Below are 20541 nucleotides of genomic sequence, written 5' to 3'. Positions count from 1 at the left end.
CGGCGGGCGCTACCGCCGCCCGCTGCAGGCAAGACATCGATCAGGCTGCCTTCGTCTTCGGCTTACCCATCATCCGCGTGATGTAGTACTGCTGGGCAATCGACAGCACGTTATTCACGACGTAGTACAGCACCAGACCGGCCGGGAAGAAGAAGAACATGACCGAGAACGCGATCGGCATGAACATCATCATCTTGGCTTGAACCGGGTCCGGCGGCGTCGGGTTCAGCTTGGTCTGCAGGAACATCGAGACGGCCATTAGCACTGGCAGGATGAAGAACGGGTCTTGCTGCGACAGATCGTGAATCCAGAGAATCCACGGCGCGCCGCGCATTTCAACCGACGACAGCAACACCCAGTACAGCGAGATGAACACCGGAATCTGAATCACGACCGGCAGACAGCCGCCGAACGGATTGACCTTCTCGGTCTTGTACAGCTCCATCAGCGCCGAATTCATCTTCTGCGGATCGCCCTTGAAGCGTTCGCGCAGGGCTTGCATACGCGGGGTGATCGCCTTCATGCGCGCCATCGACTTGTAGCTCGCGGCCGACAGCGGGAAGAACACGGCCTTGATCAGCAGCGTGAGCAGCACGATCGACCAGCCCCAGTTGCCGACATAGCTGTGGATCTTCTCGAGCAGCCAGAACAGCGGCTTCGCGATGATCGTGACCCAGCCGTAGTCCTTCACCAGTTCCAGACCCGGCGCGATGCCTTCGAGCATGCGCTCTTCTTCCGGACCGGCGAACAGGCGCGCGGACACATCGACCGATTGGCCCGGGGCGATGGTTGCAACCGGCTGCTTCACGCCAACGCGATACAGCGTCGGATCGATCTTCTCAACATAGATGTCGCGCTTCGCACCTTGCTGCGGAATCCACGCCGACGCGAAGTAATGCTGCACCATCGCGATCCAGCCGTTGTCGGCCGAATTGACGAAGTCTTCCTTGTTCTTGTCGATGTCGCTGAACGTCATCTTCTGGAAGTGGTGCTGGTCGGTGTAGACGGCCGGTCCGATGAACGTGTGCGAGAAGCGCGGCGTTTCCACCGGCTGGTCGTCGCGCACCAGTTCCATATAGACCGACGGCGTGACCGGCACGGTGCCGACGTTCTCGATCTTCGTGTCGACGCCGATCACATAGCTGCCGCGCGTGAACGTGTAAGTCTTGATGACCTTCACGCCGCCCTTGACCGGCGATTCGAAGCTGAGCTGGAACGACTTGGCGTCGCCCGTCAGATCGTGCGGCTGGTTCGGCAGCGGCGTGTAGATGTCGGTATGGTTCGGGAAATCGCCGCCGAGCAGACCGGTGCGCGCCAGATACGTATGGTTCGCGGTGCGGTCGAACAGGGTGATGACCAGGTCGGGCGTCTTGCCGTCGCCTTGCTTGACGAGCGACAACTTCGACAGCGTGCCGCCGCGGGTGTCGATTTCGCCGTTATAGACGTCGGTGCTGAAGCTGATCAACTGGCCCTGGGCCGCTGCGGCCGGCGCGTTGCCCGGTGCTGCTGCGTTGGTGGCCGGCAGATCGGCGGATTGGGTTCCCGGCGTCGTGGTTCCCGGAGCGGCGCCATCGACGGTCTTGGTCGGGTTGGCGCTCGGGAAGAACATCGACGGGCGTCCGTGGTCGCGTTGCCAGTTGTCGAACAGCATGACAGCTGACATGAAAAAGATGACCCATAGGACGGTGCGTTTGATATCCATGCGTTGTCTCAGTGTCGATGGAACGGCGCGTCAGCGCTTTTCAGAAGTGGGAGGCGGGACGAGATCGATGCCGCCAGCGGAAAACGGGTGGCAGCGGCAAATACGCCTGGCGGCGAGATAAGTCCCGCGCGCGGCGCCATGATACTGGATTGCTTCGCGCGCGTAATCAGAACAGGAAGGGTAAAAACGGCACCGGTTGCCGAGCATGGGGCTCACAGCAACCTTGTAGAAACGCAGTAAAGCGATGAGTACCGTTTGCATGGCTGGTGCGGCCGGACGGCGCCGCGCAACGTGGAGTACCGGGCGACGCCCGCGCAGCCTGGCTGCACTGCGGGCGGTCACTTGAGCGTCATTCCGTCTTGGGCGCTTCCGCGGGCGGCGCCTCGCGACGGACAATTTCGCGCGCTGCCTTGTCGAGCAGCACCTCTATCTCGCTGCGGCACAGCGCCCTCAACGGCGGCGACGAGGCGCTCGGCAAAGCCTTCTTGTCGAAGCGCGTGTGCAAACGCAGCAGCACATCCCAACCGCCGAATTCCGCGCGACGCAGCCGGAAGGCTTCACGCGCGAGTCGGCGTACCAGATTGCGCGTGGCCGCGCGCGGCGCATACTTCTTGCCGATCACGAGACCCAGGCGCGCGTCATTGCCGGTGGGCCGGCCGTACACCACGAAGTGCGCGGTGCGGCGCCACGGGCGCAAACGAAAAACGGATGAAAATTCATCCGTTTTCAGTAGCCTTGCGGCTTTGGGGAAGGCGGCTTGCGCTCGCAACGGAACCGAGCCCTGCCGCGGCGCCCCTGCCGCTCCCGCTTCACCGCGGGCCTCGCCTGGCACAGACGGAGCGCGCAATCCGCTCGCCTGCCTTAGATGGCGAGGCGCTTGCGGCCCTTCGCGCGACGTGCGTTGATGACCTTGCGGCCACCTGCGGTCTTCATGCGAACGCGAAAGCCGTGGGTGCGCTTGCGACGGGTAACGGAAGGTTGGTAAGTACGTTTCATGTTGCTCTCACTTGATCGAAAAATAACCGCGCGATCATCGCTGAAAGCGCAATGGCCGGAGGTTTACTGAATTGGTTTTCGCGGAACCCGCTATTTAAACCGGTTTTTCGTTGACCGTCAATAGTTTAGCCTGGTTCGGCCTGTCTCCGAGAAGAGTTCACAGGATGATCCGTCCCTGTGGATAACTCCCTTTCGCCGACGTTTTGGCGGTAGAATCTCGCCTTACTTCCCAAAAATCCTGCACGCCGCTCCGGCTCGCTTGCCCCGCAAACCCTTGTGGCACAAGCGCCTGGAGCCATTGCGCCTGGTTCGGCCTAGCTGCTCAGGGCCTTGTTGCGTACACGCGACAGGGGCAGCGGCGAACCGCCGTGCATACATAACGACAGCAACTCGATGAACGATTTCTGGCAACACTGTTCCGCATTGCTGGAGCGTGAGCTGACGCCCCAGCAGTACGTGACGTGGATCAAACCGTTGGCCCCGGTCGCCTTCGACGCCGCTGCGAACACGCTTAGCATCGCCGCGCCGAATCGCTTCAAGCTCGACTGGGTCAAGAGCCAGTTCTCCGGCCGCATCGCGGATATGGCCCGCGATTTCTGGCACACCCCGGTCGACGTGCAATTTGTATTGGACCCGAAAGCCGGCATGCGCGCCCCTGCGGCAGCGTCGTCGGCGCAGTCGCGTCCGTCTTCCGCGGCGGGTTCGATGGGTGGCGCTCACGCGTCTGGCTCGAACGGTGGCGCTGCCGCCGTGGACGCGGCCGTCGGCGCCGTGCAAGCGTCGCAGGCCGCGCGCAGCAATGGCGCGAACAACGCGATGGCGAACCTCAACGCGAATGCACGCGCCGCGGCCGACCAGAACGCAAACGCCCGTGCGGCCGCTGATGACGCCGCCGACCTCGATCTGCCCAGCCTCGATGCGAATGAAGCCGCGGCCGCACGCCGCACGTGGCGTCCAGGCCAAAGCGCCAGCTCGAATGGCAACGGTGATAACGACTCGATGTACGAGCGCTCGAAGCTCAACCCCGTGCTGACCTTCGACAACTTCGTGACCGGTAAGGCCAACCAGTTGGCGCGCGCCGCGGCGATTCAGGTCGCGGACAACCCCGGCATCTCGTACAACCCGCTGTTTCTGTACGGCGGCGTTGGTCTGGGCAAAACCCACCTGATCCACGCAATCGGCAACCAGCTTCTGATGGATAAGGCCGGCGCGCGGATTCGCTACATCCACGCGGAACAGTACGTGTCCGATGTGGTGAAGGCCTACCAGCGCAAGGCGTTCGACGATTTCAAGCGTTACTACCATTCGCTCGATTTGCTGCTGATCGACGATATTCAGTTCTTCTCCGGCAAGTCGCGCACACAAGAGGAATTCTTCTACGCGTTCGAAGCGCTGGTCGCGAACAAGGCGCAGGTGATCATCACCAGCGACACGTATCCGAAGGAAATCTCCGGCATCGACGACCGCCTGATCTCGCGCTTCGACTCCGGCCTGACGGTGGCGATCGAGCCGCCCGAGCTGGAAATGCGCGTCGCGATTCTGATGCGCAAGGCGCAATCCGAGTTCGTGAGCCTGAATGAAGACGTCGCGTTCTTCGTCGCCAAGCATCTGCGTTCGAACGTCCGCGAACTGGAAGGCGCGCTGCGCAAGATCCTCGCGTACTCGAAGTTCCACGGCCGCGAAATCACGATCGAAGTGACGAAAGAAGCGCTGAAAGACCTGCTGACGGTACAGAACCGGCAGATTTCGGTGGAAAACATCCAGAAGACCACGGCTGACTTCTACAGCATCAAGGTCGCGGATATGTATTCGAAGAAGCGTCCGGCGAACATCGCGCGGCCGCGGCAGATCGCGATGTATCTGGCGAAGGAGTTGACGCAGAAGAGTTTGCCGGAAATCGGCGAGCTGTTCGGCGGGCGCGACCACACCACGGTGCTGCACGCGGTGCGCAAGATTGCCGCCGAGCGCGGCACGGACGCGCAACTGAACCACGAACTGCACGTGCTGGAGCAAACGCTTAAGGGTTAAGCAGGCCGAACGTAAAAATCGACCTGTTTATTTCGGAACTCGCCCCCATTTTAGGGGAGCGGTTCTGTTTTCAGGCACAATACAGGTTTAACCGCCCGGCGGCCGCGGGCGGAATTCACGCCGTGACAGGCGCTGCGTGGCGCCGGCGGGGAGCCGCGGTTGCGCGCTGTAAGGCTGGCAAGTCAGGCGCGCAGGCCGTTATATCAACGAAGGAACTCTATGCAACTGGTCAAGACCGAACGCGATAACCTCCTCAGGCCGCTGCAAACCGTGAGCGGCATCGTCGAACGCCGCCATACGTTGCCGATCCTCGCCAATTTGCTGATTACCAAGAACGGCCCTGACGTGTCGTTCCTGTCGACCGACCTCGAGTTGCAGATCACCACGCGTGCCGATTTCGGCGTGGGCGGCGATTCGGTCGCGACCACGGTGGCAGCAAGAAAGCTCCTCGACATTCTGCGCGCCATGCCCGACGGGCAAGTCACGCTGACCTTGAACGACAAGCGTTTGACCGTGCAATCCGGCAAGAGCCGCTTTGCGCTGCAAACGCTGGCGGCCGACGAGTTCCCGACCGTCGCTCAGGCTAAAGACTACGGCGCGAACCTGGTGGTTCCCCAGAAAACGTTCCGCCAGTTGCTCGGCATGGTCCATTTTTCGATGGCCCAGCAGGACATCCGCTACTACCTGAACGGCATGCTGCTGGTGGTAGATGGCGACCAGTTGATGGCAGTCGCAACGGACGGCCACCGTCTGGCGTTCTCGTCGATGAAGATCGAAGGCTCGTTTGCGCGCCAGGAAGTGATCATTCCGCGCAAGACAATTCTCGAACTGCAGCGTCTGCTGGAAGACATCGACGACACGCTGAAGATCGACATCGCGCCGACGCAGGTGAAGTTCACCTTCGGCCAGGTCGAACTGGTGTCGAAGCTGGTGGAAGGCAAATTCCCCGACTTCCAGCGCGTGATTCCGAAGTCGCACAAGAATCAGTTCTTGATCGGCCGTGAAGAACTGCAGCGCTCGCTGCAACGCGCCGCGATTCTGACGTCGGACAAATTCAAGGGCGTGCGCTGCATTATCGAGCCGGGCCAGTTGAAGATCATGTCGACCAACGCCGATCAGGAAGAGGCGCAGGAAGAACTGGAAATCGCGTACGACGGCGACAGCGTCGATATCGGGTTCAACGTCACGTATCTGCTCGACGTGCTCGCAAACCTGAAGGTCGACATGTTGCAAGTGAGCCTTGGCGACGCCAGCTCCAGCGCGTTGATCACGATTCCCGAGAACGACGAATTCAAATACGTCGTGATGCCAATGCGCATCTAACGCGTCCAAAACCAAAGAACACACCAAGGGGCGCAGCGCCCCTTTGGCGTTTTTATGGTGTTTTGAAAAGTCCCGAGCAGCAACCAAGCAGCAACGCAGAACCGGAAAAAATCCATGACTGAAACGAACAATTCGCAACCCGATAACAGCTACGGCGCCTCCTCGATTCAGATCCTCGAAGGTCTGGAGGCGGTGCGCAAGCGGCCGGGGATGTACATCGGGGATACGTCAGACGGGACCGGTTTGCATCACCTCGTATTCGAAGTGCTGGACAACTCCATCGACGAAGCGTTGGCGGGGCATTGCAACGATATCCAGGTGATCATTCACGCGGACAACTCCATTTCCATCACCGACAACGGCCGCGGTGTGCCGACCGGCCTGAAGATGGACGACAAGCACGATCCGAAGCGCAGCGCCGCTGAAATCGTGATGACCGAACTGCACGCCGGCGGCAAGTTCGACCAGAACAGCTACAAGGTGTCCGGCGGCCTGCACGGCGTGGGCGTCTCGTGCGTGAACGCGCTCTCGGCATGGCTGCGCCTCACCATTCGCCGCGACGGCAAGAAGCACTTCATGGAATTTCACCGTGGCGTGCCGCAGAACCGCGTGATCGAAGAGATCGACGGCGTGGCTGTCTCGCCGATTCAGCTGATTGGCGACACCGAAAACCGCGGCACCGAAGTGCACTTCCTCGCCGACGAGACGATCTTCGGCAATGTCGAATATCACTACGACATTCTGGCCAAGCGGATTCGCGAACTGTCGTTCCTGAATAACGGCGTGCGAATCAAGCTGACCGACCAGCGCACGGGCAAGGAAGAAGATTTCGCGTTCGTGGGCGGCGTGAAGGGTTTTGTTGAGTACATCAACAAGAACAAGGCTGTGCTGCACCCGAACATTTTCCACATCAGCGGCGAGAAAGACGGCGTGGGCGTGGAAGTGGCGATGCAGTGGAACGACAGCTACAACGAAAACGTGCTGTGCTTCACGAACAATATTCCGCAGCGCGACGGCGGCACCCACCTGACCGGGTTGCGTGCGGCGATGACGCGCGTGTTGAACAAGTACATCACCGATCACGAAGTCGCGAAGAAAGCGAAGGTCGAGACGGCCGGCGACGACATGCGCGAAGGGCTCTCGTGCGTGCTGTCGGTGAAGGTGCCGGAGCCGAAGTTCAGCGCGCAAACCAAGGACAAGCTGGTGTCGTCGGAAGTGCGCGCGCCGGTGGAGGATGTGGTCGCGAAGGCGCTCGAGGAATTCCTGCTGGAAACGCCGAACGACGCGAAGATCATTTGCGGCAAGATTGTTGATGCGGCGCGGGCGCGGGATGCGGCTCGGAAGGCGCGTGAAATGACGCGTCGTAAGGGTGTGCTGGATGGGGTTGGTCTGCCTGGGAAGCTGGCGGATTGCCAGGAGAAGGATCCGGCGAAGTCGGAAATTTATATCGTCGAGGGCGACTCGGCAGGCGGCTCGGCGAAGCAGGGGCGGGATCGGAAGTTTCAGGCGATCTTGCCGCTGCGCGGCAAGGTGCTCAACGTGGAGAAGGCGCGCTATGACAAGCTGCTTTCTTCGGAGCAGATTGTGACGCTGATTACTGCGCTGGGTTGCGGGATCGGCAAGGAAGACTACAACCTCGACAAGCTGCGTTATCACCGCATCATCATCATGACCGATGCTGACGTGGACGGCGCGCACATCCGCACGCTGCTGCTGACGTTCTTCTATCGTCAGATGCCGGACATGATCGAGCGTGGGTATATCTACATCGCGCAGCCGCCGCTGTTCAAGATCAAGGCGGGTAAGGATGAACGGTATTTGAAGGATGAGGCTGAGGTTAATGCTCACATTCTGAAGCTGGCTTTGCAGGGGTCGGAGTTGTTGGCTTCCGAAGGCGCTACGCCTATCACCGGCGATGCGCTTGGCGAGTTGGCTCGGGCTTATTTGTTGGCTCAAGCTGTGGTCAACCGTCTGAGCCGGTTGTATGACGCTGGGGCGCTTGAGGCTGTGATGGATGGGGTTGTTATTGACCTTTCCTCCGAAGAGGCGGCTGCGGTTTCGGCGGCGGCTCTTGAGGCCAAGTTGCGGGATGATGCGTTGAAGCCTGAGGTTACCGTTTCGACGATGTATGACCCGGTGAGGGAGTTGCGCTCGCTGAAGGTCGCTCGGACACATCACGGCAATCAGAAGGTTTCCGTGCTGGATCAGGATTTTCAACTGACGGCGGATTTCCAACAGCTGATCAATACCGCTAATACGTTTAAGGGGTTGATTGGTAGTGGGGCGGTGATCAAACGTGGTGAGCGGAGTATGGCCGTTACCGACTTCAAGAGCGCTATGAAGTGGTTGCTGGCTGATGCTGAACGGAATATTTCCAAGCAGCGATACAAAGGCCTCGGCGAGATGAATCCTGGGCAGCTTTGGGAGACTACGATGGATCCGACGGTGCGTCGTTTGCTTCGTGTGCAGATTGAGGATGCGATTGCGGCTGATGGCATCTTTACGACGCTCATGGGGGATGATGTGGAGCCGCGTCGGGCTTTCATTGAGTCGAATGCGCTTAGGGCGGGGAATATTGACGTTTGAGGACAATTGCTTCTAGTTGTGCGCCCTCTCGGTATGGACATGCCGATGAGCGGCGCACTCCGCCCGCGCTACTTTAGCGGCGCGCGACCGCTTTCTTGGCTCGAGCAAGGAGGCGGCTTCGGGGCTTTGCTTGGGGGAGAGGATCGGCTGCGCTCCAGCTTGATAGACTTATCTGGGCGCTGAAAATACCATCGCCAATGCCCATTCTCAGCAGTTTTCGACCGTTTGCCAGAACGTGCATTGTGCAGAGCGGGAGACGGGTTTTTGGTGTTGGCGTAAGTCGGTACTGAACGCTTGATACGCCACTCCTCAGTTGCTGCACCTTGCTAAAATTGGTGCGATCTCACCTCAGCGATCATTCCTGCCGAGGGCTCCCTCCAACACTGCGCCTTTTGTTTTGTAGAGAACTCTGAATGAGCGATCAGACCCCTGCTCAGTATCAGCGACAGAATATCCTGAACAACAGGTATGCGTTACAGGCGGCCGAGCAACATCTGGAGCTGGGTGGTATCGCGTACCAAGGCGAAATGGTATTCACGAAGCAGCAGGTAACGGCGCTGCTCGAGGTAAGCGATGCCACTGTCGAGCGTTACATCGCTAGTCATGGCGAGGAACTTAAAGCAAACGGCTACGAGCTCCTCAAGGGTAAAAAACTCAAAGAATTCAAAGACTTGAGTGATGTTACCCTCACGGGCGAGGGTAACAGGGCACCCGTCCTAGGGGTCTTTAGCTTCCGCGCGGTACTTAACTTGGCCATGCTCCTCACGGAGAGTGAGCGGGCAAAGGCCATCCGCTCCAGATTGCTTGACATTGTGATGGACGTGCTAGCCGAGCGCACAGGCGGACACACCAAGTACATCAATCAGCGCGACGATCAGTTTCTGACAGCTGCGTTTCAGGAACAGAGCTACCGCAAACAGTTCACAGACGCCTTAGACCAACATGTTGTAGAGAATAAGTGGAAATACGTCCGTTTTACCAATCTCATCTATCAGAGTATTTTCAAAGAAAACGCCGCTGAGTACCGCAAGGTATTGAACTTGGCTGGCAAGGACAACATCCGCGAGACCATGTACGCGGAAGTGCTTAACCTGATCGCAAGTTACGAAATCGGTGTCGCTCACGAATTTGCCGCCGCCGTTCTTCGTCAAGGCCGCAAGCTGACGATGCAGGAAGCCGAGACGCTGTTCGGCCAGTTCGAGAGTCATCCGCTGTTTAGACCGCTGATTATGGATGCGCGCACCAAGATGGCCAGCCGCGACTTGGGGTTCAGGGATGCGCTTCACCAGAAACTGGAAGCCTACATCCAGTCTGTACCACAGGCGGATTTTGACCGTTTCCTGGGCGAAACTAGTAAGTCCCTTGAGGAGCGCTTGAGCGACCCCGCCACTCTTGCCGTGTTTAAACGTCTGAAAGACCGGTGAGTATGGACGAGCACCAAGGCATTCGCTTCCTCTACTTCGATGTGACGCATGCCATCGAAACTCAGAGCTGGATTATCGTCAAATCTGGCGGCTTGTCTGGCGTCAAGCACGTTGAGCATCTTGAAAGCGTATTGGGTCATATCCAAAATGACCGGTACTACCCAGAAATGGCGGATAAGCTCACGCACTTGATGTTCTCCATCAACAAAAACCACCCGTTTAACGACGGCAACAAACGTTCGTCCATCGGTCTTGGGGCCTATTTTCTAGAGCTAAACGGATACGACTATGTCGTTACGCGCTTTGTTCGCGAAATGGAAAACATTGCGGTGTACGTGGCGGACAACGTCGTAAGCAAAGAGTTATTGCGTCAACTGATTGCGTCTATTTTGTACGAGGATGACTATTCCGAAGTCCTCAAACTTGCGCTGATTGAGGCAATTTCACGCTCCCTAACCGAATCGGATGACTAGCAAATGCCACCCGTAGCGAGCTATCCCATCACCCGCCCAAGGCTGGCTGCCAAAGGCCGACCTTGAGCCGGCCTAGCTGCTTCGGCTGTGCGCAAGCCCCCTTCAGAAACTGTGTAGCTGCGACGTTAAACAAAAGCGGCTTCAACATCACTTTCGAAACTTATGGCAATTAAGAAGTCGGACCTATATTCCTCCCTCTGGGCTTCTTGCGATGAACTGCGCGGTGGCATGGATGCCAGCCAGTACAAGGACTACGTCCTGTTCATGCTGTTCATCAAGTACATCAGTGACAAGTACGCCGATAGCGATGACATCGCGCCGCCGGTTGTCATTCCCAAGGGCGCCAGCTTCAAAGACATGATCGCCCTCAAGGGTAAGAGCGATATCGGCGACAAGATCAACACCCAGATCATCCAGCCGCTGATTGATAACAATAACCGCCTCGCGCGTAGCGACTTCCCCAATTTCAACGATCCCGAGAAGCTAGGCACCGGCGCCGAGATGGTCGAGCGCCTCACCAATCTGGTCAGCATTTTTCAGAAGCCCGAGCTGGACTTCTCGCAGAACCGAGCCGAGCACGATGACATTCTGGGCGACGCCTACGAATACCTGATGCGCCACTTCGCCACAGAAAGTGGCAAGAGCAAGGGGCAGTTCTACACGCCGTCCGAAGTGAGCCGCATCATCGCCAAAGTTATCGGCATCTCGCCCACCAACACCAAAGGCAACACCACCGCCTACGACCCCACTTGCGGCTCGGGTTCGTTGCTGCTGAAGGTGGCCGCTGAGGCCGGCAAGCACATCACGCTGGAAGGTCAGGAGAAGGACGTAACTACGGCCGGCCTCGCACGGATGAACATGATCTTGCACGACTTCCCCACGGCCAACATCCTCAGCGGCAATACGTTGGCTAACCCCAAGTTTAAGGATGGCGAGCAACTGCGCACCTATGATTATGTGGTGGCCAACCCGCCGTTTTCCGACAAAGCCTGGAGCACGGGCCTTATCCCCACTGATGACCCTTACAAGCGGTTCACCTGGGGCGCACCTCCTGCCAAACAGGGCGACTACGCCTACCTGCTACACATCATTCGCAGTATGAAGGCCAGCGGAAAGGCTGCTTGCATCTTGCCGCACGGCGTACTGTTCCGTGGCAATGCGGAAGCCGTCATCCGCAAGCAACTTGTGAGCAGCGGCATCCTCAAGGGCATCATCGGTTTGCCGGCCAACTTGTTTTATGGCACCGGCATCCCTGCGTGCATCTTGGTGCTGGACAAGGAAAACGCCGCCGCGCGCAAGGGCGTGATGATGGTCGACGCCAGCAAGGGCTTCATCAAGGACGGCAACAAGAACCGCTTGCGCGAGCAAGACCTGCATCGCATCGTGGATAGCTTTCATAGACTGGACGACGTGCCCGGCTATGCCCGCATGGTGCCGCTCAGCGACATCGCCAGCGAGAAGAACGACTACAACCTTAACCTGCCGCGTTACATCGACGGCACGGAAGTCGAAGACATCCAGGACCTCAGCGCCCATCTGAATGGTGGCATCCCGGAGCGCGATCTTTTCGGCGCCACTAGCGCTCTGTCCTCTTACTGGCAGGTGATGCCCGCGCTGTGCGCCACTCTATTCGCGCCACACCGCAAGGGCTACCGCAAGCTCCAGCAACCCTTGGCCGAAATCAAGGCCGCTATTTTGGAGCATGCCGAGTTCCGCGCCTTCCAGGCTACCGTAACGAAGTTATTTGACGACTGGCAAGCCCGCCACGAGCCGCGCATGAAAGGCTTCACGCAGGGTGACCACCCCAAGGCCTTCCTCGAACTGCTGTCGGAAGACCTGCTTGCCAGCGTGAAGTCTGCGCCTCTGATCGACGCTTATAGCGTCTATCAGCACCTGATGGACTACTGGGCGGAAGTAATGCAGGACGACGCGTATGCGATCGCCCTCGACGGTTGGGTGGCCAAGCCGGCACGCATTATCGAGACCGACAAGAAGGGCAAGAAGAAGGACAAGGGCTGGGCTTGCGAGCTGGTACCCAAGTCACTCATCGTGGGGCGCTACTTTGCGAAGGAGCAAGTGACGCTGGGCGCCAAGCAGGCTGCAATGGACGCGACGGGCAGCGCGCTGGCCGAACTGGAGGAGGAGCACAGTGGCGAAGACGCCGCGTTTGGCGGCTTCGACAGGATCAACGCAGCTGCCGTTAAGGATCGCATCAAGGAGATTGGCACCGACCCGGACGGCGCTGCCGAATTGAAGGTGCTGAGAGAGTGGGTCAAGCTCACCAACGATGAAGCGGCCCTGAAGAAAGCGGTCAAGGAGCTGGATGCCAAGCTCGACCAACTGGCCCATGACCAGTACGACAAGCTCAGCGTGGAAGAGATTCAATCACTTGTCGCAAATGACAAGTGGCTGGCGCGCTTGGCCAGTGATGTACAAGGCGAACTTGACCGCGTCAGCCAAACCCTCACCTACCGCATCCGTGAATTGGCTGAGCGCTATGCAGCTCCGCTGCCGGTGCTGGTGGACGAGGTGGCGGTTGCGTCGGCCCAGGTGGATGCCCACCTAAAGCGGATGGGGGTGGCATGGAATTGAGGACCGGATATAGGCAGACGGCAGTGGGCGTTATCCCTGAGGAATGGCAGACGCCGAAAGTCGGCGACGTATGCGGATGCATTGTCCCGGGCAGAAACAAACCCACTCTCTTTGACGGCGATATTCCGTGGATTACAACCCCAGACTTGGCGGTCGGGAGGTCCGTAAGCAGATCAAGGCTCGGCCTTTGTGTCTCCAGAGCCGAAGCGCAATCGGTTGGTTCGAAGATCGTTCCGGTCGGCGCGGTCCTCATGTCATGTGCAGGTGAACTGGGAATCGTATCGATAACCGCGAAAGAGCTAGTCGTTAATCAGCAGCTTCATGCTTTCATTCCAACGGAGTGTATTGATGCCTCGTTCTTACTAAATGCCCTCGATCACCTGAAGGAATTGATTGAGAGCAGGGGTACGAAAACAGCTGTCCCGTATCTCAATAAGAATGCCTGCAACTCGATTCCTATTCCACTGCCCCCCCTTTCCGAACAACGTGCCATCGCCGCCGCGCTCTCTGATGTGGATACCCTGATTGCGGCGCTGGAGCGGCTGATCGCCAAGAAGCGCGACATCAAACAGGCCGCGATGCAGCAGCTCCTCACCGGCGAAACTCGCCTGCCAAGGTTCAGTAAGGAGTGGAAGTTGACGCCGCTTGGAGAGCATTTGACGCTCTTGAAAAATGGCGTTAATTCTCGTGCCGAACTTAGAGAAACCGGCAGTGTTAAATACCTGCATTACGGCGACATTCATGGATCGACAGGTGTATTCGTAAGACCCTCGATGACAGCGATGCCATTCTTGCCAGTAGCTAAAGCTTCTAAGCTTGATAGATTGGCAAACGGCGATCTGGTGTTTGCGGACGCGTCAGAGGATTTAGATGGAGTTGGCAAGTCGGTCGAAGTACAAGGGCTGACCGAGAGTGAACTCGTCTCTGGCCAGCACACCATCGCGGTACGTTTCGACAAGAGTGTACTTGTCGACGGTTTCAAGGCCTATTTGCAGTTCGTCCCGGCATTCAGGGCGCACTTGAAGCGATTGGCCGCCGGGACGAAAGTCTACGCTACCAATCGCGCCCACATTGTTAGCGCTGAGTTGCGATTGCCGGATGTTGAGGAACAAGCAGCCATCGCCACCGTTCTCTCCGACATGGACACCGACCTCTCCGCCCTCGAATCTCGCTTGGCCAAAACCCGAGCCCTAAAGCAAGGGATGATGCAAGAACTACTAACCGGCAGGACAAGGCTAATATGACCGTTGCCCATGCCAAGGCAGTAGTAAAGAAATCAGAAGCCCAAAAACAAGACGCGTGAGGACACGCCATGAGCGCCATCACACCGCATTACCGGAGCGTACAGCAGCTGCTGCAAAGCCAGTCGTTCTCCATCGACGAGTACCAGCGCGAGTACAAGTGGGAAAAGGAAAACATCGACGAACTGCTGTCGGACCTGCAGGCCAAGTTCTCCAGTCACTACAAGACTGGCGACGAAACCCCTGCGGTCAGCGGTTACGGTGAATACTTCCTCGGCTCCATCATCGTCAGCAAGCGCAACGGCAAGAACTACCTGATCGATGGCCAGCAGCGGGTGACCTCGCTGACGCTGCTGCTGATCTGCCTGTACCGTGCGGCGGAAGTGCAGGACTTGCCGGTGTCCAAGACCATGGCGCCGCTGATTTTTAGCGACAACCTGGGCCAGCCCAAATTCAACCTCGATATCCCCGAGCGCCTGCCGGTCATCCAGGCGTTGTTCCAGGGCCAGGACTACAACCCCGACGGAAAAGACGAGTCCATCCAGACCATGTACGCCCGTTACGGCGACATCGAGGCCAACGACCTGCTGGTTGATCTCGGCGACGCGCTGCCGCACTTCATCTACTGGTTGCTGACGCGAGTGGGATTGATTGAAATCGCCACCGACAACGACAACTACGCCTACGCGATCTTCGAAACCATGAACGATCGTGGCAAGCCGCTGAGCCCGGTAGACATGCTCAAGGCTTACCTGCTGGCTCCGATCGAAGAGCCCCAAGCCCGCGTGCAAGCCAACCAGACCTGGAAGCAGCAAGTGCTGGAGTTGATTTCCTGGGGCGGCAGCCACGAGCCTGAGCGCGACGCCAATTGCATCAAGGCGTGGCTGCGCGCGCAGTACGCCGAGACCACGCGCGAACGCAAGGCCGGCGCCGTCGACAAGGACTGGGAGCTAATCGGTTCAGTCTTTCACCGCTGGGTGCGCGATCACAGCGTGCAACTTGGCCTCGGCAGCGCCCTGGCCAACCAGAAACTGATGGCGGAGAGCTTTCCTTTCTTTGCCAAGGCCTATCGGCGCATCCTGGATGCAAGCAGGCAATACACTGCGGGCCTGGAAGCGATCTTCTATAACGCCCACAACGATTTCACGTGGCAGGGCACCGTGCTGCTGGCGCCGTTGGTGGAAACGGACGATGACGACACCGTACGCCGCAAGCTCGCGGTGACAGCCACCTACCTTGACATCTGGTTGATGCGCCGCGTAGTGAATTACATCCGCGTGGGATACTCCAGCGTGTCGTATGCCATGTGGCTGCTGTGTCGTGACATTCGTCGCAAGCCTTTAGGTGAATTAATCGACGTTCTGACCCGCAAGTTGGCGGAGGACGATGTGACCTTTGCGGGCAGCGCAGCGAGGGGCCGTACCGGCATCGATGGGCTGGGCCTGAACCAGTTCAGCCGCCGGTACATCGCCCACCTGTTGGCACGCCTTACGGCGACGACCGAGGCCGGCGCGGGGCGCACCGAGTCGTTTGACAAGCTGGTCAATCGGGATGTCAAGAATCCGTTCGACATCGAGCACATCTGGGCCGATGACTTTGAGGCAGTAGCCACGCACTTTGCAGACGAGTATGAGTTCGATGAGTGGCGCAACCACGTTGCTTCACTGCTGTTGCTGCCGGCCGACGTAAACCGCAGTCTGCAGGCCAAGCCGTTCGCCGACAAACGTGCGCACTATGCCAAGCAGAACTTCTACGCGGCGAGCATGGACACGAGCGCGTACCTGCACCAGCCCCAGTTCAAGCAGTTTGCTGTAGCCCATCAACTGCCGTTTAAGGCCTTCGACAAGTTCACCAAGGAAGAGCAGCTGGCCCGGCGCGAGCTAGTGGCAGCGCTGGTGGAACAGGTATGGGCACCACAACGGTTACAGGAATTCACGATATGACCCAGCCACTTCGTCCCGAACGCGTGACTCAAAACCGTATCGTCAAGTGGATCTGCACGCCTGTGTCGGATGGTGGCCTCGGCTACGTCAACCTGGGCGAGTGGAGCAAGCGGGCGGATAACCGGTGCATCGAGTCGGAGTACCTGCGCGCAAACTTGAAGGAGCGCGGCTATTCGGATGTCCACGTGTCGCAGACCATCCAGAAGTTGATGGCTGCAGCAGACGCCACGGGTATCACGCTCTATCAAGCCAACTTGCGGACTTACCAACTGCTGCGTTATGGCGTACCCGTGCAGGTGGCGGCGGGGGCGCCGCATGAAACGGTTCACCTGATCGACTGGGCCACTCCAGCGAACAACCACTTCGCACTGGCCGAGGAGGTCACCCTAAAAGGTGGGCATGAGCGCCGCCCCGACATCGTGCTTTACGTGAATGGCATCGCGCTGGCGGTAGTGGAACTCAAGCGCAGCTCGGTGGACGTGGCCAATGGTATCCGCCAGCTCATAACTAACCAAGAAGAGATCTTCAATTTAGGCTTCTTTAGCACGGTGCAGTTGGTGCTGGCAGGCAGCGATTCGCAGGGGCTGCGCTATGGCACCACGGGCACGCCGGAGAAGTTCTTCGTCGAGTGGAAGCACCACCAATTGGGTGGCGACAACACTGCGGTCTCCGAAGGTGAGTTACTGGACGGGCCACTCAGTCAGATGCTGGACCCAACCCGATTGCTGGACCTGCTGCGCAACTTCGTGATCTTTGATGCGGGCCAGAAGAAGGTGCCGCGCTTGCATCAATTTGAAGGCGTGAAGGCCGCGCAGGAACGCATAAAGAAGCAGGAAGGTGGCGTGATCTGGCATACCCAGGGCAGTGGTAAAAGCATCCTGATGGTGTTGATCGCCAAGTGGTTGCTGGAGCACGACCCAGATGCGCGCATTCTGGTTGTGACGGACCGGGATGAGCTAGACAAGCAGATCGAGGGCGTCATGAAGAACGCCGGGGTGATTGGGGCGGAGGCGCCGTCGCCCCGCATCCAGTCGCGCAAGGATCTGGTGGAAAAGCTTGGTTCTGCATCGCCGCGGCTGATGTGTGCACTAATTCACAAGATCGACGCATCCGACCTGAAGGGTGAACCACCCAAAATGGCAGGCCGCTTCTACGTGTTCGTGGACGAATGCCACCGGAGCCAGGGTGGCGACATGAACAAGCAGATGAAGCGCTGGCTAGCCACGGCGATCTTCATCGGCTTCACCGGAACGCCGCTATTGCGCCGCGACAGGCAGACCACCCGCGAGGTGTTTGGCAGCTTCATCCACACCTACAAGTTTAACGAGGCCGTGGCCGACGGGGTCGTGCTGGACCTGAAGTACGAGGCCCGCGCGGTGCCGCAACGCCTGACCTCGCCCAAGGCGGTGGACGACTGGTTTGAGAAGGCTGCCAAAGGTCTCAACAACTACCAGAAGTCCGTGCTGCGCAAGCGCTGGGCCACGATGGAAGACCTGATGAGCTCGGGCGAGCGCAAGCAGCGCATCCTGGCGAACATCATTCACGACTTTGGCGTTCGGCCCAGGTTGAACGACGACCGAGGCACAGCCATCCTCGTGGCGGCATCAATTTACGACGCCTGCCACTACTTTCGGTTGTTTCAGAACACGACCTTTGGCAAGCTCTGTGGAATCATCACGTCGTTTGAACCGAATCACAACGCGATCTCCCAGGAGCCCAAGGACAGCGACGAACGCTACAAATTCGACACCTACACGCAGCATGTGCTGAAGGCGGCCCAGACCACCACGCAGTACGAGACGGAGATGAAGCGTCGTTTCATCGAGGAGCCGGCCAACCTCAAACTGCTGATCGTGGTGAGCAAACTGTTGACCGGCTTTGACGCGCCCAGCTGCACCTACATTTATCTGGACAACGAGCTGCGTGACCATAACCTGTTCCAGGCCATCTGCCGTACCAACCGGCTCGATGGCGAAGACAAGAATTACGGTCATATCGTCGACTACAAAGAGCTGTTCAGCAAAGTTCAGGACGCGATTGCTGTCTACACCTCGGATGAGCTGGACACAGAAAGCTGCGGCGACGACAGCAACGTGATCGTCAAGGACTGGCGCGACGAGGGCAAGGCCAAGCTCGATGCAGCACGCGAGGTGTTGATTTACCTGTGTGCCCCGGTCAACCAACCGCAGGGCATTGAGCAGCACATTCACTACTTCTGCGGCAGTGCGGCAGATGCCGCCGCGCTGAATAACACCGAGCCGCTGCGCATAGCGTTCTACAAGGCCGTGGCGGCCTATGTGCGCGCCTATGCGGATCTGGCACAAAATCTGGACGAGGCTGGCTACTCCGCGCAGCAGATTGAAACCTTCGAAAAGGAAACGGCTTTCTACACCGAAATTCGCGCTGCGATCAAGAACTACTCGGGCGAAGAACTGGACACGAAGCCCTTCGAAGCCGATATGCGCCACCTCATTAACACCTACATCCAGGCCGACCCAGCGGACCTGCTAGGCAACCTGAGCTCACTGTCCCTGACCGAGTTGATCATCGAGACAGGCATCCATGATGCGATTGCCAAGAAACTCAATGAGAAAGGCAATCTGTCCCACAACGCGATTGCTGAAGGCATCATCAACAACGTTCGCAGAACCATCATCCGGGATCAGTTGACCGATCCCAAGTTCTACGAGCAAATGTCCAAGCTGCTTGAGGACCTGATACAGCAAAAGCGTGACGATACCGATAGCTACGAGCAGTTTTTGAAGAACGCCGAGGCCCTGGCCGTAAAGTTAGGCAATCAAGGGCAAGAAAGCAGCAAGCTGCCGACCGAGTTGCGCGGAAATAAGGAGGCAGCGGTTCTTTACAACAACTTGCCCGACGTGTTGTTGGCCACCGCAGCGCAGGACAACACCGCCGAAGAACCTATTCCACCCTATGGTGACGAGTATTTGACGTTGGCACTGATGCTGGACAAAGCTGTTCGTGAAAAAGCGCCGGCAGGCTGGAAGGGCGACTCCGCGAGGGAAGCCCAAGTGCTGAACGCGATCTACCCGATCATGAAGAAGAATAAGGCCGCCACCATGGCTATCTTCGAGATCATCAAGAATCAGTCAGGGTATTGATGAGTGAAGAGATTGCCTTGGGCTCGTTGCGGATCAATCTGATCCGCAAAGGGGTAAAGAATGTGCACCTCACTGTGCATCCGCCGGACGGGCGCGTGACCCTGGTGGCGCCGCAGAGTATCCGCACGGAGGTGGCGCGGGCCTATGCTATCTCCAAGCTCGCGTGGATTCGCCAACAGCAAGATACGCTGAAGGCCCAAGCTCGTGAGACACCGCGCCAGTTCATTGAGCGTGAGAGTCATGAGCTATGGGGCCGCCGCCATCTGATGACCGTGGTGGAAGCGGACGTAAAGCCCTTCGTCAAACTGGACCACAAGCGCATCACGCTTTCGGTCCGGCCAGGTCACGATCTGGCCAAACGAGCCGAGGTAATCCACGCTTGGCATAAGTCCTTGCTCCATGCCCTAGTGCAGCAGTTGATCGCCAAATGGGAACCCAAGTTGGGCGTGCGCGTCTCGGACTACTTCTTGCAGCGCATGAAGACCAAGTGGGGTAGCTGCAATCACCGTGCCGGTAACATCCGTCTCAACACTGAATTGGTGAAGAAGCCAAAGGATCTGATTGAATATGTCGTGTTGCACGAGATGCTGCACCTACTGGAGCCGAAGCACAGCGATCGCTTTGTCGCATTGATCGACCAGTACTGGCCTCAATGGCGTGAGTCGCGTGCTGAGTTGAACGCTTTGCCGTTGGGACACCAGAGCTGGAGCGAGTGACATATGCTGCGGGCACTGGCGTGCGTGAGCGTTCCGACCTGCTTCCGGAGCATTTACGTAACCGCCCGTCATCACCCAATCCTGCACCTGCCGACCGTCCTTCGACGGCCGGGCCGTCCTCGAAGGAGCTCACCCGATCATAACGTCGGCTAATCACCGGTTACACAGGACGGGGATTTTTACTTCAACACTTCTGGGGAAATTGTGCTCAACACTGACAGACGGGCACGATTTTTACGGCGAGGTTGCGGAGTTGGACGGGAAAGTTGCAGCTCTTTTGCGCGAGCCCACGTATTGCCTCCGCTCAGAAAGTATTCAGAGGGACGATGACACGCGACTCCTTGGACGGAGCAGCGCGAACCGGACGCCGAAGTTTCGAGGCTTGAGACAACAGC

14 protein-coding genes are annotated in these 20541 nt (G+C 58.4%); 10 read left to right on the top strand and 4 right to left on the bottom strand.

Features of this window, described 5'->3' with window-relative positions; genetic code table 11:
* Window positions 1-40: 40 nt before the first annotated feature.
* The 4 genes from yidC to rpmH form a co-directional block, all read right to left on the bottom strand.
* On the bottom strand, window positions 41-1702 hold the full coding sequence (yidC, locus tag BCY88_RS26405) for a membrane protein insertase YidC (protein ID WP_120347108.1): 1662 nt from the start codon (window positions 1700-1702) through the stop codon (window positions 41-43).
* Window positions 1703-1732: 30 nt separating this feature from the next.
* Window positions 1733-1963: a membrane protein insertion efficiency factor YidD gene (gene yidD / locus BCY88_RS26400; protein WP_007180115.1), complete on the bottom strand. Its 231-nt coding sequence runs from the start codon at window positions 1961-1963 to the stop codon at window positions 1733-1735.
* 88 nt (window positions 1964-2051) lie between these two features.
* A complete protein-coding gene (gene rnpA, locus BCY88_RS26395) occupies window positions 2052-2549 on the bottom strand; it encodes a ribonuclease P protein component (protein ID WP_183081451.1) in 498 nt (165 codons plus the stop codon).
* Window positions 2550-2563: 14 nt separating this feature from the next.
* On the bottom strand, window positions 2564-2698 hold the full coding sequence (rpmH, locus tag BCY88_RS26390) for a 50S ribosomal protein L34 (protein ID WP_004198824.1): 135 nt from the start codon (window positions 2696-2698) through the stop codon (window positions 2564-2566).
* Between the two features lie 393 nt (window positions 2699-3091).
* On the opposite strand from rpmH, the gene dnaA reads away from it, so the two are divergent.
* The 10 genes from dnaA to BCY88_RS26335 all read left to right on the top strand — a co-directional run bounded on the left by dnaA (window position 3092) and on the right by BCY88_RS26335 (window position 20146).
* Window positions 3092-4726 (top strand): chromosomal replication initiator protein DnaA, encoded by a 1635-nt coding sequence (gene dnaA / locus BCY88_RS26380; protein ID WP_120347107.1) that lies wholly within the window; start codon window positions 3092-3094, stop codon window positions 4724-4726.
* 219 nt (window positions 4727-4945) lie between these two features.
* On the top strand, window positions 4946-6049 hold the full coding sequence (dnaN, locus tag BCY88_RS26375; protein WP_120347106.1) for a DNA polymerase III subunit beta: 1104 nt from the start codon (window positions 4946-4948) through the stop codon (window positions 6047-6049).
* Between the two features lie 114 nt (window positions 6050-6163).
* The gene (gyrB, locus tag BCY88_RS26370) at window positions 6164-8635 is read left to right on the top strand and encodes a DNA topoisomerase (ATP-hydrolyzing) subunit B (protein WP_120347105.1); all 2472 of its coding nucleotides are present in this window, start codon (window positions 6164-6166) and stop codon (window positions 8633-8635) included.
* Between the two features lie 413 nt (window positions 8636-9048).
* Window positions 9049-10059: a DNA-binding protein gene (locus BCY88_RS26365; RefSeq protein ID WP_120347104.1), complete on the top strand. Its 1011-nt coding sequence runs from the start codon at window positions 9049-9051 to the stop codon at window positions 10057-10059.
* Window positions 10060-10061: 2 nt separating this feature from the next.
* Window positions 10062-10532 (top strand): type II toxin-antitoxin system death-on-curing family toxin, encoded by a 471-nt coding sequence (locus BCY88_RS26360; protein WP_120347103.1) that lies wholly within the window; start codon window positions 10062-10064, stop codon window positions 10530-10532.
* A gap of 162 nt (window positions 10533-10694) precedes the next feature.
* Window positions 10695-13124 (top strand): type I restriction-modification system subunit M, encoded by a 2430-nt coding sequence (locus BCY88_RS26355; RefSeq protein WP_120347102.1) that lies wholly within the window; start codon window positions 10695-10697, stop codon window positions 13122-13124.
* Window positions 13115-14368, top strand: coding sequence for a restriction endonuclease subunit S (locus BCY88_RS26350; protein ID WP_120347101.1), 1254 nt, complete (start codon window positions 13115-13117; stop codon window positions 14366-14368). Before BCY88_RS26355 ends, BCY88_RS26350 begins: the two co-directional genes overlap by 10 nt.
* Window positions 14369-14436: 68 nt before the next feature.
* The gene (locus BCY88_RS26345; RefSeq protein WP_120347100.1) at window positions 14437-16308 is read left to right on the top strand and encodes a DUF262 domain-containing protein; all 1872 of its coding nucleotides are present in this window, start codon (window positions 14437-14439) and stop codon (window positions 16306-16308) included.
* Window positions 16305-19430 carry a type I restriction endonuclease subunit R gene (locus BCY88_RS26340; protein ID WP_120347099.1) on the top strand — a complete coding sequence of 1042 codons (3126 nt, stop codon included), beginning with the start codon at window positions 16305-16307 and terminating at the stop codon, window positions 19428-19430. Before BCY88_RS26345 ends, BCY88_RS26340 begins: the two co-directional genes overlap by 4 nt.
* Entirely contained in the window at window positions 19430-20146 is a 717-nt protein-coding gene (locus tag BCY88_RS26335) for a M48 family metallopeptidase (RefSeq protein WP_120347098.1), read from the top strand. The genes BCY88_RS26340 and BCY88_RS26335 overlap by 1 nt, the downstream gene beginning before the upstream one ends.
* Window positions 20147-20541: the final 395 nt, after the last annotated feature.

Source organism: Paraburkholderia fungorum, from assembly GCF_003610895.1.
Taxonomy (GTDB): domain Bacteria; phylum Pseudomonadota; class Gammaproteobacteria; order Burkholderiales; family Burkholderiaceae; genus Paraburkholderia; species Paraburkholderia fungorum_B.
This window is presented reverse-complemented; position numbering and strand designations above follow the sequence as displayed.

Excerpts from the sequence above, each read along its gene's own strand:
- yidC (WP_120347108.1), bottom strand. The coding sequence starts at position 1,702 with ATGGATATCAAACGCACCGTCCTATGGGTCATCTTTTTCATGTCAGCT.
- yidD (WP_007180115.1), bottom strand. The coding sequence starts at position 1,963 with ATGCAAACGGTACTCATCGCTTTACTGCGTTTCTACAAGGTTGCTGTG.
- rpmH (WP_004198824.1), bottom strand. The coding sequence starts at position 2,698 with ATGAAACGTACTTACCAACCTTCCGTTACCCGTCGCAAGCGCACCCAC.
- dnaA (WP_120347107.1), top strand. The coding sequence starts at position 3,092 with ATGAACGATTTCTGGCAACACTGTTCCGCATTGCTGGAGCGTGAGCTG.
- dnaN (WP_120347106.1), top strand. The coding sequence starts at position 4,946 with ATGCAACTGGTCAAGACCGAACGCGATAACCTCCTCAGGCCGCTGCAA.
- gyrB (WP_120347105.1), top strand. The coding sequence starts at position 6,164 with ATGACTGAAACGAACAATTCGCAACCCGATAACAGCTACGGCGCCTCC.
- BCY88_RS26365 (WP_120347104.1), top strand. The coding sequence starts at position 9,049 with ATGAGCGATCAGACCCCTGCTCAGTATCAGCGACAGAATATCCTGAAC.
- BCY88_RS26360 (WP_120347103.1), top strand. The coding sequence starts at position 10,062 with ATGGACGAGCACCAAGGCATTCGCTTCCTCTACTTCGATGTGACGCAT.
- BCY88_RS26355 (WP_120347102.1), top strand. The coding sequence starts at position 10,695 with ATGGCAATTAAGAAGTCGGACCTATATTCCTCCCTCTGGGCTTCTTGC.
- BCY88_RS26350 (WP_120347101.1), top strand. The coding sequence starts at position 13,115 with ATGGAATTGAGGACCGGATATAGGCAGACGGCAGTGGGCGTTATCCCT.
- BCY88_RS26345 (WP_120347100.1), top strand. The coding sequence starts at position 14,437 with ATGAGCGCCATCACACCGCATTACCGGAGCGTACAGCAGCTGCTGCAA.
- BCY88_RS26340 (WP_120347099.1), top strand. The coding sequence starts at position 16,305 with ATGACCCAGCCACTTCGTCCCGAACGCGTGACTCAAAACCGTATCGTC.
- BCY88_RS26335 (WP_120347098.1), top strand. The coding sequence starts at position 19,430 with ATGAGTGAAGAGATTGCCTTGGGCTCGTTGCGGATCAATCTGATCCGC.